This window comes from Chitinophaga sp. 05T412, assembly GCF_056396465.1.
This window is the reverse complement of sequence record NZ_JBFTLN010000012.1, coordinates 21,580-38,162: the sequence shown is the minus strand read 5'-3', so window position 1 is coordinate 38,162 and position 16,583 is coordinate 21,580. Positions and strand designations below refer to the sequence as shown.

Sequence of the window (16,583 nt, the reverse complement as noted above, 5' to 3'; positions counted from 1 at the left end):
TAACTTTTTTATTTTCAACGATTAACCTAGTTTTGCCGGATGTTTTAAATCTCTTGCGCATGCCGTTGACGAAAGTGTTGATTACTGTTAAAGCATACCCTACATTATCTTCCCATTATAATGAGYAGTTGAGCCTGGGAGGTTTTAGGGAAGATGGAACCTTTATCAGGATATACCCCATTCCTTTTACAAAGAAAACTTACGACGAACAATATCAGCTATACGATTGGGTAGAATTTGATCTGATGCGGAGTAACCGGGATTTCCGATTGGAAAGTTTTAGCCCCGTAGTACCGGATGCACCGGTAAAAAAGATCGGTCACCTGGGTGAAGCAGACCACTGGAGCGATCGTAAAGCGATTGTCCTGAAAAATATTTATCGTAACCTGTCTACCCTCGTGGTAGAATCCAAACACGAAGCATTTTATACTTCTCTGGTAGTATTCAAACCTACCCGCATATTGGGATTTGAAGTAGAGGAAACAGAGCGGGAGTGGAGCCAGGAGCGACGATCCAAACTATTGGCGGAAACCAATTACGGACAGGTGTTTGAACAACCCGAGGACCCGTTTGAGGCCATGCAAAAACTGCCGTATACATTTTCCTACCGGTTTATGGACCAGGAAAACAAGGAAATAACCTTACCGATAGAAGATTGGCAGCTGGCATCTTTATACTGGAAAAGCCTGAAAAAGTTCAATGGCCCGGATAAAGAACAGAAAGCCATTCATGAGGTAAGAAAGAAATACCTGCAGGAATATGCCCGGAATACAGATCTGCACTTCTTTCTGGGGACTACACAAAATGTACATGCCAGCTCAAAGCAGCCGTTTACCATTGTGGGAGTATTTCCGCCTACCATGGCGCCGGCGGTAATACAAGGCAGTTTATTTTAACCGCCATTTACCGGAATATCGCCGTTTGCATTATCTTGCGTTTTCGTATAGACGTGACGTTAATTCCATTTTTTACTATGAGTAACATATCTATGAAGTTCCAGCGATGGATGCCGGTATTCGTGATCCCCATCATGATGCTTGGCAGTTGCCATGAAAACGGCCAGAAAGCCGGAAGCCAGCAAGACAGCATCGTTGCTGTTCACACAGATTCTCCGGTGGTTAGCAAAGCCGTCGTTCCCGATACATTGCCAACGGAAGCTTACATTGCGGAGTTAGTCCGCAGAAGAGAAGCCATCAGCAGGCAATTGGCGGGTATGGATACCGCTACCGCCGTGAAAATGTACCAGTCGTTATCTATGTATGTAGATACCGCAATTGCAGGACTGATGCACAATGAATCGCCCTGGCTGGATAAATACGTGGAATATTATATCCCTGAAAAAGGAATTACCGTACCGCCTCCACAGGTGGTTGCACGCATCAAACTACTCGCCACTGCCGGTATAGAACCCTGGGAAATAGGAGAGGGTTATACGGATCTGCGTGCGGTGCCCGATTTCTATACACATTTGTTTAAATCCTCGCTGCCGCCGGATTATACCGCCTTCCTGCAGCTGAAAGCGGATGAAGATACCGTGTTATACAGCGCAGATGCGGGATTAGCGGTGCCGTTTTCGCTGATCGGTATCAGGGCCCTCAACTGGGAAAAATTCCTGGATACTTATCCGAATAGCGCACTGGCGCCTGCTGCGAAGGAGTTGTATGAATGGTATTGCATCGATTATTTGTTTGGAGAAGATAATACACCGGCTTTCGACAGACAGGAAGATCTTAAATCACTGGTGCCGGAAAACAGGCAGGAGTATACTTCCTTTGTAGCACAACATGGCGATACTAAAACAGGCGCTGTGGTAGCTGGTTATCTGCAGAAATTAAGTACGGCAAAATCATATGAACCTTTTCGTGCGCAAATAAAAGCTACGATAGAAGCGGTGCATGCGCCTAAGAAATAATGTTTGATATCATAACAGGCCTCCGGAATCATGTTGGTTCCGGAGGCCTGTTGCTTTACACAAACTCCGCGGCGGTAATCACCCGGGCATACAATCCATTCAGCGCTGTCATACCCGCCAGGTACGCCTGATTCACAGTGGCCGCCTTTACGGGTGTGTCATAGAGTTCCCGGTCGCGGGTAGCGCAGGCGTCACCGATGACGGTAGTAGTAAAGCCCAGGTCCATGGCTGCCCGCACGGTAGCATCCACACAAACATCCGTCATCATGCCGCAGATATACAGTTGCGTGATTCCTTGCTCCTGCAGATGTGCCAGCAGGGAAGTGTCTCTGAAGCTGTTGGGATAATTTTTGGTGATGATCGTTTCGCCCGGCAAGGGAGCCACGTGAGCGTTGATGGCTGCACCATGCGTATCTGGCAGAAAGAAATCGGCGCCTTCGTTCACGGCCAGGTGTTGGATGTGAATCACGGGCATTTGTTGCTGTCTGGCGCTTTGTAAGGCCTGTTGCGCCTGTTGGCCGGCGGCTGCTGCGTTTACGAGGACATGGGCGCCCCCTTCGAAATAGTCATTTTGTACGTCAATGATGAGCAGTGCTGAGTTCATGTTTGTTGTCATTTTAGACCTCAAAAGTAGACCACGGCTGCTCCCTGAAATTTGAACTAGTTCAAAAAATGTGCATGGTTATTTACTTACCGGATAACTTTTTCCGGATCTTACTTAAAAATTCATGTGAGATACCCAGGTAAGCCGCTAATTGTTGCTGGCTAAGGCGTTGCTCCAGCGCCGGGTATTTTTCAATAAATTCCAGGTAACGTTTATCGGCTGTTTTCCCTAAAGAAGAAATGACCCGACGCTGGAAGGTGACCAGTGATTTTTGGTTCATGATACGAAACATCTTTTCTACTGTAGGAACGGTTTCGTACAATGTATCTTTATCCGCTTTGTTGATCAGCAGTACTTCACTATCTTCCAATGCCTCAATATTAAGCAGGGAGGGGCGTTGATTGGTAAAGCTGTCGATGTCCGTTGCCCACCAGCTCTCTACCGCGAAGTACAGGATTTGTGCATCTCCTTTATCATCAGAATAGTAAATGCGAAAGCAGCCTTTGGTAACAAAAGCCTCGTATTTGCAAATCTCGCCTTCCCGCAGCAGATAATCTTTCTTCTTTATTTTTCGCTGATGGAAAAGCGCGGTAAACTGTTCAAATTCCGCATCAGTGATGGGAATGTAATGCCCGATATGCTGTTTGAGTAAATCAAAATCCGTCATAATATATTTTTGCCAAATACTGGAGTTGCGGTGGAAAGGTAGGGCTTTTTATCTGATGCCGGGAATGGCCCGTAGTCAGGAGGTTTAGGGAGATGTGATTGGCATTGCTAACTATTAAAATGCGGATAATTTGTTTTTTTTACCTATATTTAGATGTCGTGTGATACGAACGGATCTGCAAGCAAGTTTATTCCCCCATTCTCAAAATAACTTTTTACATCTCACTCATTATTGCTTTAACCAAAATTCTACATGCTATGAAAAAAAAGTACAGCGTTACCGGTCTTGTGTTTACCCTGTTTGGCCTGGTGGTATTCGCTTATAACTGCGCAAGCAACAACAAAAAAGACACGGATGCCACGTCGGAGATGAATGTTTCTTTTGCAGACGGCGCATTCCAGAATCACCGGGACTCCGTACCCACCAAACAACAGTATGCTGACCCGTTATTTGTGCTCAGTCATGATTATCCAACCAGCTTCACACCACTTGTAGATCCGCCCTGGCGCCGTGCATTGAACGGGCATCCGATCGACTCTTCGAATGTATTTCCATATATGGATTCTCTGAAAAATTATATTGCTGCCCGTGTAATACCTTTCTTTACCAGCAATGCTACCTGGACATCCGCTAAATACGGCTGGTTCAATGAACCCTGGCTGGGATCACAGCGGGAAGCGATCCTGGGTGCTTACCTGGGAAATGGTAATCCGGCCAATATGTTTAAAACATTGAAAGAAGCAGAAGCGGGCTATGCATTAGTGTTGTATGATTCTATTTCTGCTTATACTGTTGGACAAATCTGGGGCAAAACAGGTCAGAAGGTGAACCTGATGAATGATGCCGCACAGTTTAAAGAAGGCAGTGTGGTGGTGAAGCTGGCATTTTCCAATGTGAATGGCCCGGACTGGTCACCAATGGACGGTGCACAAACGTTTAATGTCTTCGACACTATTCCCACCAGGGCTGATCCCCGCTTAGGATACCAGATGCGGAAGGTCAGCTTCTTCCAGATGGATATTATTGTGAAGGATAGTGCTACTTCTCCGCAAACCGGATGGGTGTATTCTACCTTTGTGTACGACAAACTCAAACCTGCTAAATCTTTCTGGGATAAAATGGTGCCACTGGGCGCCATGTGGGGCAATGATCCGGATGTAAACAGTCCGCAGCAACCGCCTTATCCTGCACTGAAAGAAACCATCATCAACAAACTGGCGCCTGAATACAGCCGGGAAACATTGGGTTGGGGTGGCCGCCTGAGTGGCCCCAATGATGGTGCAGTAGCCCAGGAGGCATTTGATATTAACACCGGTAAGAAATACAACAACCTGGCCTTATCCTCTTGTATGAGCTGCCACAGCCCTGCACAGGATACCTTTGTATCCTTCCTGTTGCCTGGTCCTTTCCCGAACGATACGCTGTTTGTATACACTCCTGGTAGTCCAAAATGGAAACTATGGTTCCGGAATAATTACGGCAATGTACCATTCGATCAGGGACAGGTAGGCATGGACTATGACATGGTGATGGCGTTTAAATCAGTCGGCGCTTACGAAGCCGCGAAAAATCCACAACGGACTTCCMAGCTCACCAAGAACTTCGAGGCAGTCAGAAAATTCAGAAGACATAATACCAACAGCCGGTTCTGGCACTAAGCCAGCGGCCACAAATAATTTGACGTGAGATGTAAAGAAGCCGCCTCTAAAAGGGCGGCTTCCTTTTTTAATCGTATTTTCGAAGCTATAAGTATAACACAATGCACTTCAGAGTAGCTACCATCGAAGACATTCCCCAAATACACGCCGTTAGAACGGCCGTTACCGAAAACAGGTTATCTAACCCTAATCTGATAACAACAGCCGACTATATCTCCTTCTTAACCGAAAGAGGCCAGGGATGGGTATGTGAGGCCGGTGAACGCATTGTTGGTTTTGCTATAGTGGATATGTTGGAAGATAATGTATGGGCACTGTTTCTGCTGCCAGGATATGAAGGAAGGGGCATCGGAAAAGAACTCCAGCGCTTAATGCTCGATTGGTTCTTTACTAACGGGAAGGGCTATATCTGGTTAGGTACCAGTCCGGGTACAAGGGCCGCTGCTTTTTACCGGATGACGGGCTGGAAGGAGGCAGGCTGGCATGGGGAAAAGGAAATTAAGTTTGAGCTCACAAAGGAAGATTGGATAAATCGTCAGTCGCTTTAAAAGCAGATAGCTTACCTGCTGCTATGATCAGCGCAGATAAGCTATCGACGTATGGAATGCGGTAAGGCTTAGAATTTAATCAGCAGCTTTTCAGAAATCAGCTTGCCATCTTTGTAATACTCGAAATGCCAGTCGCCATTCTTTTTCAGCACAATACCATGACCGGCAGCATTGTCGGCGATGAAACAATCCGGTGCGGAAGTTTTTAACAGCGTCAATACAATTTTAGGCGAAGTATCAATGAGCTGATAACCATTGGCGGTTGCCTGCGCATACAAGGTGCCTGCAGCTTCCTTTACTTCTGCTACAGCTGGTGTAGTAGCGGGAGCCACTGCCGGGGCAGTTGTCGGTACCGGTGCTGGTGCTGGTGCGGCCGCCACTACAGTCGATTGCACCCTTTCATTAACGGTGCCGTTATATGCATAAGGTACATCATTCAGTGAGGTGAAGGCATCTCTTAATGCAAGGTTATAAGACGTAGCAAATTCTTTCTCACGGCTCTTGCCTTCTTTACTTTTGAAAACGATGTTACCCATGCAGTCTTTCAGGATCAGCGTGAGATTCGTCACAAACAATCCTTTTTTCTGCACTACTTCGGTAGTCAGCGCATTGCAACGATTGGCAGCAACTTCTTTGGGTATTTCTGTATTATCAATATAAGTGGCAAATCCTTTTTCTTCCAGGAGTGATTTGGCCAATGTGTTTAATCCATACTGATTTACTTCCCTGGAAAAATTGAATTTTTCTGGTACCAGTACATACTTGTAGTTGTTGATCGTATTCTGGGCAAAGCCGGAGACCGAAACGAATAATGCGAGTACTAAAGCGTATCCTTTCATATAATAGATTGATTGCTGATGGTGACGAATATAGAAAATAATTGTCACAATCAACAGTCCTCCATTGGCTTATCCAAAGCTGACGGTCAAGGGCGCCGCTACCACCATGGTGGTTCCGCCGCCGGCTACGGGCACTTGAATGGTTTGGCCAATGAAGGCCACAATGCTTTGACCATTGGGTGCGGTATAATTGAACGGGGTGGAGGAAGACACATTATTCATGGTGCCAAATGGGCCATACACCTTTCCCAGGCTGGTTTTAACCGTGACCTGTGCCGTGACCTGCCAGCCAAACCAAACGCCGCTGTAGCCGGATATTTCCGTAATAAGTTCCCCTGATGCCAGGTTAATCGTTTGGCTATGGCCGCCATTGCCGCCGTGCTGCAACAGGCCCAGCACATTGGCGTTGCCGTTGGTGATCCAGGTGTTAGTGGCCTGCAGAGCGTCGAGTACTTCGCCACTGTTGATAGCGAGTGTGGTAATCGGTGGGTTGCCTGCATTGCTCACAATGGTGCCGTCGTTAAAGGAAGAAGAGAAGACGCCATAGGCGAATTGATACAGTAGTATTTGCTGGCTCTGTTCATATTCATAGTTATTGGAATTGAGCCGCCACTGGGTAATATTATTGTATACATATTGATTGCCCTTGAACTTAAAACCTGCCTGCGCCTGCTCCCAGGCGTTGTTGGCGGTTTGGTAATTCGACTCAAATTTGGCGCCATACGCCATTAGCAAAGGATTGATGCCAATATCTACAAAGTCACTCACGAAGGTAAAGCCGGAGTACAATTGCAGGTTCACGATATCAAAGCAGGCATTCATGGTAGCAACGTCCAGGTTACCTACGTTGGCTGGCGAGAAACTTAGGTACAGGTAGGAGCCGGTAGTGGCATCGAAGGCCTGCCGGATGGCATTGAACAGCATGCTGAACTGCTGCGGCGTGATGGCAGTAGAGAAACTGCCTTCCCAGTCGATGTCCAGCCCGTTCATTTGGTTTAGAACGAGATAATTGGTCACATTGGCGGCGAAATTAGCCACGTCTGTTGGCCATTGGCTGGAGTCGGACGAAAATATCTGCGCCAACGTGTCGGTGTTGTAGTTCACAGTGGCCAGAATTTTTACGTCAGGGTTTTGTGCGCGGGCATCCTGTATTACATACTGCAGATATTGTGCAGTGGTGGAGCCATCCGGATGCACGGTGGTGGCATTGCCGATGTCGATGGTATAGTAGCCGCCAGGGTCCAGGAATACGGCAAAAAAACAGACCATCAGCATGTCTGTATTTTTATACACGTTGTTGTTGACGAGGGATTGGTAGCTGCTGTTGAGGGTGGTGTAACCGGTGCCTTTGGGTTCGTCTTCGTCCAGATATATCCAGGCATTGACGCTTTTTGAGGGAATGAGAGGAGCTGTCATAAAAAATAGGGTTTGCAGTGATAGCAAGACAAATATAATGGGTAGTCCTGGTTGGCGTACCCGTGAAAATTCCCGTATCTGTAAAAATAACACTGGGTTAATATGAACGTATATCGGGGTAATTACTGCAAACAGATATCTGCCAAAGCAGCGCATATTTGGGAAGGGCGTCCTGCAATCATGGGATGCCGAAAATGAAACGTTATGTCCCACAACTCCCTGCCAACATCCCATCCTAAAGGGCTGTATATTCTCTTTGCCACAGAAATGTGGGAGCGCTTCAACTACTACGGTATGCGCGCCGTATTGATCCTGTTTATGACCAAAGCATTGTTGTTCAGCAAAGTATTTGCCGCCAACCTGTATGGTAGCTACACCGGCCTGATTTACCTGACACCCTTGCTGGGCGGCTACATGGCCGACCGTTACTGGGGGAATCGCCGCTCTATTATTACCGGTGGTATTGTGATGGCGGTAGGGGAGTTGATTCTTTTTGTCAGCGCTTCTTTATTTCAACACGCGCAGCAGCCATCCCTGTTGCTGTTTTTCAGTGGACTGGGTTGTATGATTGCGGGTAACGGCTTCTTTAAGCCGAACATTTCTTCCTTAGTGGGACAACTGTATCCCGATGGAGATAACAGAAAAGACACTGCGTATACCATCTTTTATATGGGCATTAATACCGGCGGGGCATTGGGACCTATCATCTGCGGACTGGCCGGCGATACCGGCAATCCGGCCGATTTCAAATGGGCGTTCCTGATCGGAGGCGTGAGTATGATCATCAGCGTGATTGTGCAGGCCATATTTCATCACCGGTATGTGGTGAGTCCGGAAGGGAAGGTGCTGGGTCTTACACCGGAAAAAACGGTTACAAGGCTATTACAGCCATTAGTCATGATTGGAGGCCTTGTGGTGATCTCTCTGGTGATGATCGGGCTATTATACCTGGATGCGGAAGTGGTCAATTACCTGTCGTACCTGCTACTGGCAGCCGTAGTGCTGATTGCGGTGATTATCTTCCGGGACCAATCGCTTACCTGGCTGGAGAAGCAACGGATTAAAGTGATCTTCATTATCTCTTTTTTCGTGATCTTCTTTTGGGCGGCCTTTGAACAGGCGGGCGCCTCGCTTACTTTTTTTGCAGATGAACAAACCAACCGGCACCTGGGATGGCGCATTCCTATATGGAGTATACAGCTGCTCAGTGTTTTCCTGGTGTATGGAACTTATTTGCTGTATCAGAAGGCCCGCCGGCAGTTGTCCGCTGAAGCGGACCAGGTATTGCGTAACACCGTATATGCGTTACTGTGGTTATTCTTTTTTGGCATCATCGGGTTGAACGGCTACTTCCTGGTGAGCGGAGAAAAGGTGTTGGCCCTGGAAGATGTGCCGCCTAGTCTTTTCCTGTCGCTGGGCTCTATTTACATTGTATTATTTGCTCCATTCTTTGCGTGGCTATGGCCGCGCATGGGTAAATATGAACCTGCTGCCCCGGTGAAAATGGGCATTGGGTTGTTGTTGTTGTCGCTGGGATATTTATGGATTGTATTCGGGGTAAAAGAAGCCGGACCGGGAACAAAGGTGAGCATTATCTGGATTACCGGCATGTATGCGTTGCATTCTTTCGGAGAACTTTGTTTATCTCCCATAGGATTGTCGCTGGTCAATAAACTATCTCCGCTGAAATTTTCTTCTCTGTTGATGGCGGTATGGTTCCTGGCTACTGCGGCGGCTAACAAACTAGCGGGTGTATTGAGTACATTGTATCCGGAGCCTGGCCGTGTCATCGCCCTGGGTGGGTATGCGATCCGGAACGCTTATGATTTCTTCCTGCTGTTCGTTATAGTGGTAGGTATTGCCGGGGCCTTGCTGCTGGGGATGTCGAAGTGGCTTTCATCATTGATAATAGTGCGGAAGTGATCGAAGCGGATATTTGTCTTTGTACAGGATTAAACTGATTAGACTGATTATATTTTTTTGATTAAATAAGATTTTGAAAGATGGATAAGCAATACGCTATCTATCTTCCAAAATCTTAAAAACAAAAATCAATCTAATCAGTTTAATCCTGTACAAAGACAAATATCCGCTCCTTTCATTCACTATTATTTAGCACTATCCGCCTTCAGCAGGCTGCTGGGGGTAATTTCGTTACTCAGCAAATGCCCGAAACGTTCCCATCTTTTTTCTTCCGGTACGGCGGCAATATAATTTTTGATCAGGTCTTGTCCGTAGTTATAGTTGATGATATAGCTGCGGTTTTTCTTCACAAAGAGCAGTCCTTTATCTGCGGCTTCTTTATTGAGCAGGGTATAGTCCAATAGCCAGCGAAGGGCAGTGGAATCGGACATGGTACCATTGATCAATCCTCTTCCCACTTCATTGCGGGCGTAATTGAGCGCGCCTTTGATAGCCAGTGCGTTGATATAGGTGGTGATGCCGGTAGTATCTACGCCTGCAAGTGGCAGCAATACATTTTTGGTAAAGGTGGTTTTTTCATCGCCGGGGAAAGCCATTTCAATGCCGAAGTTGGCGCTGCCTTCCGCAATCAGCGACTGTGGACTGAATAATGGATACAGCGATATTTCCACCCAGCCTTTGTCGTGGTACAGGTTCTTTTCCAGCAGCATATTATACACATGATGCCCCGGATAGCCTTCATGACAAGCCAGGTCAATGGCTTTTTCGATGAAGATTTTCAGGTCGGCGCTGATTTGAATCAGGCTGGTATAGTGGCCTTTGTACCAGTTATAACCCATCCAGGGTTTGCCGGATACATATTCCAGTGTAAAGGATTCATCGGCAGGCAGCTGGTAATGCTGCAAGGTACGTTTACGCGCTTCTGCAATGGCTGTTTTAAAAACAGTATCCAGTTTGTTGGGGGAGATGATAAAGTGGTTAGCCAGTTGTTGGAAACGATCTGCTACCGGGCCTTTGCCGGGAAGGAGGCTATCCAGTTTGGCGATGAGCGACTGATAATAACTTTCCGGGTAAGCAGGAGCTACGGCATCAAACAACTCTTTGGATTCGGCATCAAAGGTGCTGAACTCGCCGGAAAATATTTTAATGCGACGGCTGAAAGCAGTGAGTTGATGCATCATCCAATCCGCACGGACACGGACAGTATCATTTTTTGTTTCGGTAGCCACTTGTTGTAGCGCTGCTTTCAGGGTATCTACCGCCTGAAGGAAACTATCTTTTGGAAAGATGGGTTGCCGGCTGGTTGGTTTCAACGAATCCGGGCCATAGTAGGCATCCACAAAGTCGGTATCGTATTGTCCGATATTGAGTCCGAGCCGTACATACTTTTCGGCGAGCACAGATAGTTGCTGGTCGCTGTTGTCGGCCGTTTTGTGTTCCTGACAGGCGCCTAATACCACCACAGAGAGGAACAGGAATAGTTTGTTTTTCATGCTAACGGAAATTTATGACTGGAGCAGGTTTTCAATGTCGGTGGCGGTGCTGGCAAACGGACGGCCCAACATACGGCTGCCGGTGGCGGTAACGAGGAAGTTGTCTTCTACACGCACGCCGCCGAAATTGCGGTAATTTGCCACTCGCTCGTAATTGATAAAATGGGTATGCTTACCGGCGGCCTGCCATGCATCCGTCAGTAACGGATTAAAGTAAATGCCCGGCTCAATAGTGAATACAAATCCTTCTTCCAGCTCTCGTCCCAGTCGCAAAGATTTTAATCCAAAGGCGGTACTTTTTTCGAGGGTATCGGTATAACCTACGTAGGCTTCTCCCAAATTCTCCATATCATGAATATCCAGGCCCAGCATATGTCCGAGGCCGCAGGGGAAGAAGAGGGTATGTGCACCCGCGGCAACGGCTTCTTTGGCGTTGCCTTTCATGAGCCCCAGTTCAATGAGACCGGCAGCCAGTTGTTCACAGGCCAGCAGGTGTATGTCTTTAAAGCGTATACCTGGCTTCACGGCATCAGCAGCGGTTTGGTAAGCATGATGCACAATATCGTAAATCTCTCTTTGTTGGGTGGTGAATTTTTTGTCTACGGGATGAGTACGGGTCAGATCGCCGGCATAGCGCATGGGGTTTTCTGCGCCGCAGTCGCACAGCACCAGTTGTCCTTTTTGCAAAGGCGTAGGGTGGGGATGGTTGTGCAGGAATTGCCCGTTGACCGTAAGAATAACAGGGAAAGAAATATTACCGCCTGCGGCGATGGCTACCGCTTGCAGTCGCCCTGCTATTTCAGTTTCGGTGACGCCTGCTGCTGCCAGCTCCATGGCTTTTAGTTGCATGTCGATGGTGGTGTTTACCGCCTCCTCAATTTGCCCTATTTCTTCCGCCGTTTTAACGGACCGTTGACTCACGATAGCTCTGATCAACTTAACGGATGCACGCCGTGGTATTTCACCACCGGGAATACCCAGCCAGCTGCTTAGTTTCAGCGTAGCTTCGCCCCGGTATGGCGGCAGGAAATGGATCGCCTGCTGCTGGTTAACATAGCGCCATAAGAAATCAGGTAACTCGGATGATGGGCGGATATCGGTCAATCCCACTGCAGCGGCCTGAGAGGCCAGGGAGTGAATCGGCCCCGCCCACATGATCTCTTCGATGGTGGCTTCATCGCCGAATAATATCTCCCGGTTATTATCTACATCTATTATCAATGTAAGCCCCGGACGATCAATGCCCCCATAATATAAAAAGCAGCTGTCCTGCCGGAAAGGATAGATGTTATCTTTGTAGTTCATGCCGCTGTCGTCATTACCCGGCAATAAAATAATACCCTGTCCGATGGCTGATTGCAGCCACTTTCTCCTGCTGCTATAAGTTTCCTGTGAAAACATACCTGTTTATTTGTGCGGCTTAAAAGTAATTAACAAACAGATGTGATACGTCAGCAGGTTAAAAAGAGCAGACAGATAGTTAATTATTGCAAAATTGGACGCCCTGTTTATCAGCGGCGTTTCTTATATTAGATACCTGACCGCCACTACATGAAAAGATTTTTTTTATCCCTGATCCTCCTGTTGCGAGTTAGCCACAGTGATGCCCAATCCATGCTTTCCCGCGAAAAGGCGCTGGAAGATATCGATTACTATATTCGTACCATGCAGGCGTCGCATTATGCGCCTTTTATGTACATCTCACAAAGTGCTTATGATCGCCAGGTAAAGAAGTTGAAAGGTGCTATCGGGGATAGCATTAATATCCGCGACTTTGTGCTGTGCTGCTACCAGATTACCGCATTAACGAAAGATGCACATAGCACGCCCAGCCTGGTACAGGCCGCGTTTATGGACGAATTTAAAAAGGAACAATTCTTTCCGTATAAAATTGTACAAGACAAGCATCAGATCTATGCACCGCTATTGCTGGCGAAAGATCTGCGCATCCCCGTGGGCACGGAAATCATCACCATCAACGGGAAAAAGTTCAGCCAATTATTTGAGCAGATACAACGTGGTGTGGCGGGTATTCCTGCGTTCAAAGCCGAAGCAGCTTGTCGCCTGATGCCTTACTTTCTGTTCCTGCATGGCATACAGCCGCCATTTGTACTCGGTTATGAAGATTCCACCGGAACATCGCGGGAAGTAACCCTGTCCGCCGGCGTTACCTTTAAAAAAGCCCTGGCAGCTACTTTGCCGCATATCGTTCAACCTTATACCAGTGAAATAATGGAAGGCGCTTTAGGATACATTGATGTGCGAAGCCTGAGCGGTGATGTAAAAACCTTCGGCGCTTTCCTGGACACCTGTTTTCAGCGCTTTCGCAAAGAAAACCTCAAAGTGGTCGCCATCGACCTAAGACAAAACAGTGGAGGCAATACCCTGTTGGGCGATGTTTTACTAAGTTATCTTACTGATAAAAAATATAGCTGGGGGAATAAAAGCTGGAAGATCAGCCAGGCGTATAAAGACTACCTGATAGCAGATGGCGACACCACCGCTGCCTATCTGAAAGAACCGAATGGTTCCGTATGGGAGAGTGGCAGCAACTGTGAACCGGAAGCCAACAAATTTGTAGTGAATGAAAAATTCAAAGGAAAGGTTGCGTTTATCACTGGTCCTTTCACCTTCTCCAGTGCCATGGCGCTGGCGGATGTAGTCAAAACCTATCATATTGGCACCCTCGTAGGAGAGCCTACCGGTGAAGATACACAGGACTTTGGGGAAGCTTTTGCTATCGTGATGCCCAACAGTAAAATACGGATACAATCTACTACTTCGTTTAGTCACGGTGCGGATTGTCACCGGGTGAAAAATGGCCCGGTACAGCCGGATATGTTCATCAGCGGGGATTTGCGGGCCAGGGTATGGGAAAGAGACCCTGCGTTACAAATGATACTACACTTAGCTTCCGGTAATTAAAAGGTGTGCTTGTTCACATTCGCAGATCGGCTGTTCATAAGCGAACATATTTCCGCCGGCAGGAATATTAATATCATTGATTTATAGAAGGTTAAAATAATGGCATCCTCTTGGACGCATCCGCTAAAGCACATGGTGCTATCAGCTGAAATTGATACGTATGCTTCAACAATACTTCTTACTGATCTATAGAAATGCCAAACGGCACAAAGGCACTTTTTTAATTAATCTGCTGGGATTGTCTACCGGTATGGCCTGCGCCTTACTGATTTTTCTGTGGGTACAGGATGAGTTAAAAGTAGACCGGTTCCACCGGAACAATCCGGAGTTGTATCAGCTCATGGAAAATCAACAGCATAGCGGCGATATCATGACCACAGATGGCACGGCAGCGCTGCTGGCAGAGAGTTTACCGGCCAACCTGCCGGAAGTAGCCTATGCGGTACCTGTAACCCCCACTAATTGGTTTCCCGGATTGCTGGTCGCGGCCAACAATAACGAAAAGCTAAAAGCCGTAGGACAATTTGCCGGGAAAGATTATTTCAATGTATTCTCCTATGATTTAATTGCTGGCAATAAAAACCAGGTACTGGCCACAAAAAATAATATCGTGATCTCTGAAAGCCTGGCGCACCGGCTATTTGCGAYCACTGATAATGTGGTGGGTAAAACCATGGAGTGGCAGTTGGAAGGCCGCACCAGTCAGGCGATTGTATCCGGGGTATTTAAGGATGTACCAGGTAATTCTTCTGCACAATTTGATTTCGTATTGCCGTTTGAGGTGTTTAAAGAAATGAATCCCGATGCCCTGAGCTGGGGTAACTACGGCTGCAACGCCTTTGTGGTACTGAAGAAGGGAACAGACATCGCCGGTTTTAATACAAAGATTGCGCACCTGTTGCAACAACATGGCAATGGAAATGACTATCGTACCCTTTTCACCAGACCCTATGCGGATGGCTATCTGTATGGGAATTACGAAAACGGAAAACAGGCAGGCGGAAGAATAGGATATGTAAAATTGTTTGCCGTGATCGCTTTGCTGGTATTGGCGATTGCCTGCATTAACTTCACCAATCTCTCCACAGCTAAAGCTACCACCCGGTTAAAAGAAGTAGGTGTAAAAAAGGCGATTGGCGCCAGTCGCAAAGGATTGATGATACAATATATGGGCGAGTCGTTGCTGGTTAGTTTTCTGGCTTTATGGCTGGCCATTTTATTCATGCTGATTGTATTACCCGGGTTTAATGAGATGATGCAAAAGCAGATCGTGTTACGCCCCGATCCGGCCATCGTGCTTTCACTATTGGGCATTACGCTGTTTACGGGTGTAGTGGCGGGCGCTTATCCGGCGCTTTATCTCTCCGGATTTGACCCGGTAAAAATATTAAAAGGCAAAGTAAATGCTTCCATCGGAGAATTATGGGCGCGCAAAGGGCTGGTGGTATTCCAGTTTACTGTGTCTATTGTATTGCTGGTGGCGGTATTGGTCGTATATAAACAAGTGGCCTACGTACAGTCGCGACAGTTAGGATTCAACAAGGATAACATCATCTATTTCCAAAAAGAAGGGGCGCTCAATGATCACCTGGAGTCTTTCCTGGAGCAGGTGAGAAATGTACCGGGTGTGATAAAGGCCTCCAGCATGGAAGACGTGATTGTAGGCACACATAGCACTACCGTAGGGCTCAGCTGGAAGGGAAAGAGTGACCAGGAGCTGGTGAAGTTTGAGAATGTTACCGTGAACTACGACATGATTGAAACGCTGGGCATCCCCATGAAAGAAGGACGTGCCTTTTCCCGGGATTATCCCACTGATAGCAATGCCATCATCTTTAATGAGGCAGCGGTGCGGGTGATGAAACTGAAAAATCCCGTAGGACAAACCATTAATCTCTGGGGAAAGGAAAGGCAGATCATTGGTGTAGCGGGCAACTTCAACTTTCAGAGTTTACATGAAGAAGTACAACCTTTATTTTTCAAGATAGCGCCACGGAAAACCACCAACATCATGATCAAAGTGGCCGCCGGTAAAGAAAAAAACGTAGTAGGCGATGTAGGAAAGATTTTTCGGGACATGAACCCCGGCTACTCATTCGATTATCAATTCCTGGATGCGGATTACCAGGCGCAGTATGTAGGAGAAAGACGCATACAGCGGTTGTCGCAATATTTCGCCGGTCTGGCCATTCTCATTTCCTGTCTGGGATTATTGGGGTTAGCGGCATTCACGGCGCAACGGCGCATGAAAGAAATTGGCGTCCGGAAAATTCATGGTTCCGGCGTGCTGAATATTATCCTGTTACTCACCGGCGATTTTACGAAACTGGTGTTGGTAGCCATCTCCATTGCCTTACCATTAAGTTATCTCATCAGCAAAAATTGGCTGGATAGTTTTGTGTATCATATCCATTTAACCATCTGGTATTTCGTGATAGCAGGTGTGCTGGCGTTACTTACCGCGTGGCTTACTATAGGAATGCAGGCGGTAAAAGCCGCGATGGTGAATCCGTTGCTGTGTTTGAAAGAAGAATAAGAAATAAATTACGAATTACGAATTACGGATTTGTGAGAAGATTGTAAACGCGAGTAAAATCG

At 47.1% G+C, this 16,583-nt stretch carries 13 protein-coding genes; 7 read left to right on the top strand and 6 right to left on the bottom strand.

What is annotated here, in order from left to right:
* Positions 1 to 59: 59 nt before the first annotated feature.
* Positions 60 to 896: a hypothetical protein gene (locus AC1DFM_RS24205; protein WP_477079345.1), complete on the top strand. Its 837-nt coding sequence runs from the start codon at positions 60 to 62 to the stop codon at positions 894 to 896.
* 77 nt (positions 897 to 973) lie between these two features.
* Positions 974 to 1,912, top strand: coding sequence for a hypothetical protein (locus AC1DFM_RS24200; protein WP_477079344.1), 939 nt, complete (start codon positions 974 to 976; stop codon positions 1,910 to 1,912).
* Positions 1,913 to 1,967: 55 nt separating this feature from the next.
* Here AC1DFM_RS24200 and AC1DFM_RS24195 read toward each other — a convergent pair whose 3' ends face one another.
* Together AC1DFM_RS24195 and AC1DFM_RS24190 are read right to left on the bottom strand one after the other, a co-directional pair.
* The gene (locus AC1DFM_RS24195; RefSeq protein ID WP_477079343.1) at positions 1,968 to 2,516 is read right to left on the bottom strand and encodes a cysteine hydrolase family protein; all 549 of its coding nucleotides are present in this window, start codon (positions 2,514 to 2,516) and stop codon (positions 1,968 to 1,970) included.
* Positions 2,517 to 2,598: 82 nt separating this feature from the next.
* The gene (locus AC1DFM_RS24190; protein WP_477079342.1) at positions 2,599 to 3,183 is read right to left on the bottom strand and encodes a Crp/Fnr family transcriptional regulator; all 585 of its coding nucleotides are present in this window, start codon (positions 3,181 to 3,183) and stop codon (positions 2,599 to 2,601) included.
* 257 nt (positions 3,184 to 3,440) lie between these two features.
* Here AC1DFM_RS24190 and AC1DFM_RS24185 point away from each other — a divergent pair, with 257 nt between their 5' ends.
* Both AC1DFM_RS24185 and AC1DFM_RS24180 read left to right on the top strand, forming a co-directional pair.
* A complete protein-coding gene (locus AC1DFM_RS24185) occupies positions 3,441 to 4,841 on the top strand; it encodes a hypothetical protein (RefSeq protein WP_477079341.1) in 1,401 nt (466 codons plus the stop codon).
* Between the two features lie 101 nt (positions 4,842 to 4,942).
* The gene (locus AC1DFM_RS24180; protein WP_477079340.1) at positions 4,943 to 5,389 is read left to right on the top strand and encodes a GNAT family N-acetyltransferase; all 447 of its coding nucleotides are present in this window, start codon (positions 4,943 to 4,945) and stop codon (positions 5,387 to 5,389) included.
* A gap of 68 nt (positions 5,390 to 5,457) precedes the next feature.
* Here AC1DFM_RS24180 and AC1DFM_RS24175 read toward each other — a convergent pair whose 3' ends face one another.
* Together AC1DFM_RS24175 and AC1DFM_RS24170 are read right to left on the bottom strand one after the other, a co-directional pair.
* Positions 5,458 to 6,228 carry a hypothetical protein gene (locus AC1DFM_RS24175; protein ID WP_477079339.1) on the bottom strand — a complete coding sequence of 257 codons (771 nt, stop codon included), beginning with the start codon at positions 6,226 to 6,228 and terminating at the stop codon, positions 5,458 to 5,460.
* A gap of 69 nt (positions 6,229 to 6,297) precedes the next feature.
* Positions 6,298 to 7,644 (bottom strand): jacalin-like lectin, encoded by a 1,347-nt coding sequence (locus tag AC1DFM_RS24170; protein ID WP_477079338.1) that lies wholly within the window; start codon positions 7,642 to 7,644, stop codon positions 6,298 to 6,300.
* A 204-nt stretch (positions 7,645 to 7,848) separates the two neighbouring features.
* Here AC1DFM_RS24170 and AC1DFM_RS24165 point away from each other — a divergent pair, with 204 nt between their 5' ends.
* Positions 7,849 to 9,567: a peptide MFS transporter gene (locus tag AC1DFM_RS24165; protein ID WP_477079337.1), complete on the top strand. Its 1,719-nt coding sequence runs from the start codon at positions 7,849 to 7,851 to the stop codon at positions 9,565 to 9,567.
* Positions 9,568 to 9,752: 185 nt separating this feature from the next.
* Here AC1DFM_RS24165 and AC1DFM_RS24160 read toward each other — a convergent pair whose 3' ends face one another.
* A complete protein-coding gene (locus tag AC1DFM_RS24160) occupies positions 9,753 to 11,060 on the bottom strand; it encodes a hypothetical protein (protein WP_477079336.1) in 1,308 nt (435 codons plus the stop codon).
* Between the two features lie 12 nt (positions 11,061 to 11,072).
* Positions 11,073 to 12,461, bottom strand: a complete 1,389-nt coding sequence (locus AC1DFM_RS24155; RefSeq protein ID WP_477079335.1) for an aminopeptidase P family protein — start codon at positions 12,459 to 12,461, stop codon at positions 11,073 to 11,075.
* Between the two features lie 150 nt (positions 12,462 to 12,611).
* On the opposite strand from AC1DFM_RS24155, the gene AC1DFM_RS24150 reads away from it, so the two are divergent.
* Both AC1DFM_RS24150 and AC1DFM_RS24145 read left to right on the top strand, forming a co-directional pair.
* Positions 12,612 to 13,985, top strand: a complete 1,374-nt coding sequence (locus AC1DFM_RS24150; RefSeq protein ID WP_477079334.1) for a S41 family peptidase — start codon at positions 12,612 to 12,614, stop codon at positions 13,983 to 13,985.
* Positions 13,986 to 14,145: 160 nt separating this feature from the next.
* Entirely contained in the window at positions 14,146 to 16,521 is a 2,376-nt protein-coding gene (locus AC1DFM_RS24145; RefSeq protein WP_477079333.1) for an ABC transporter permease, read from the top strand.
* Positions 16,522 to 16,583: the final 62 nt, after the last annotated feature.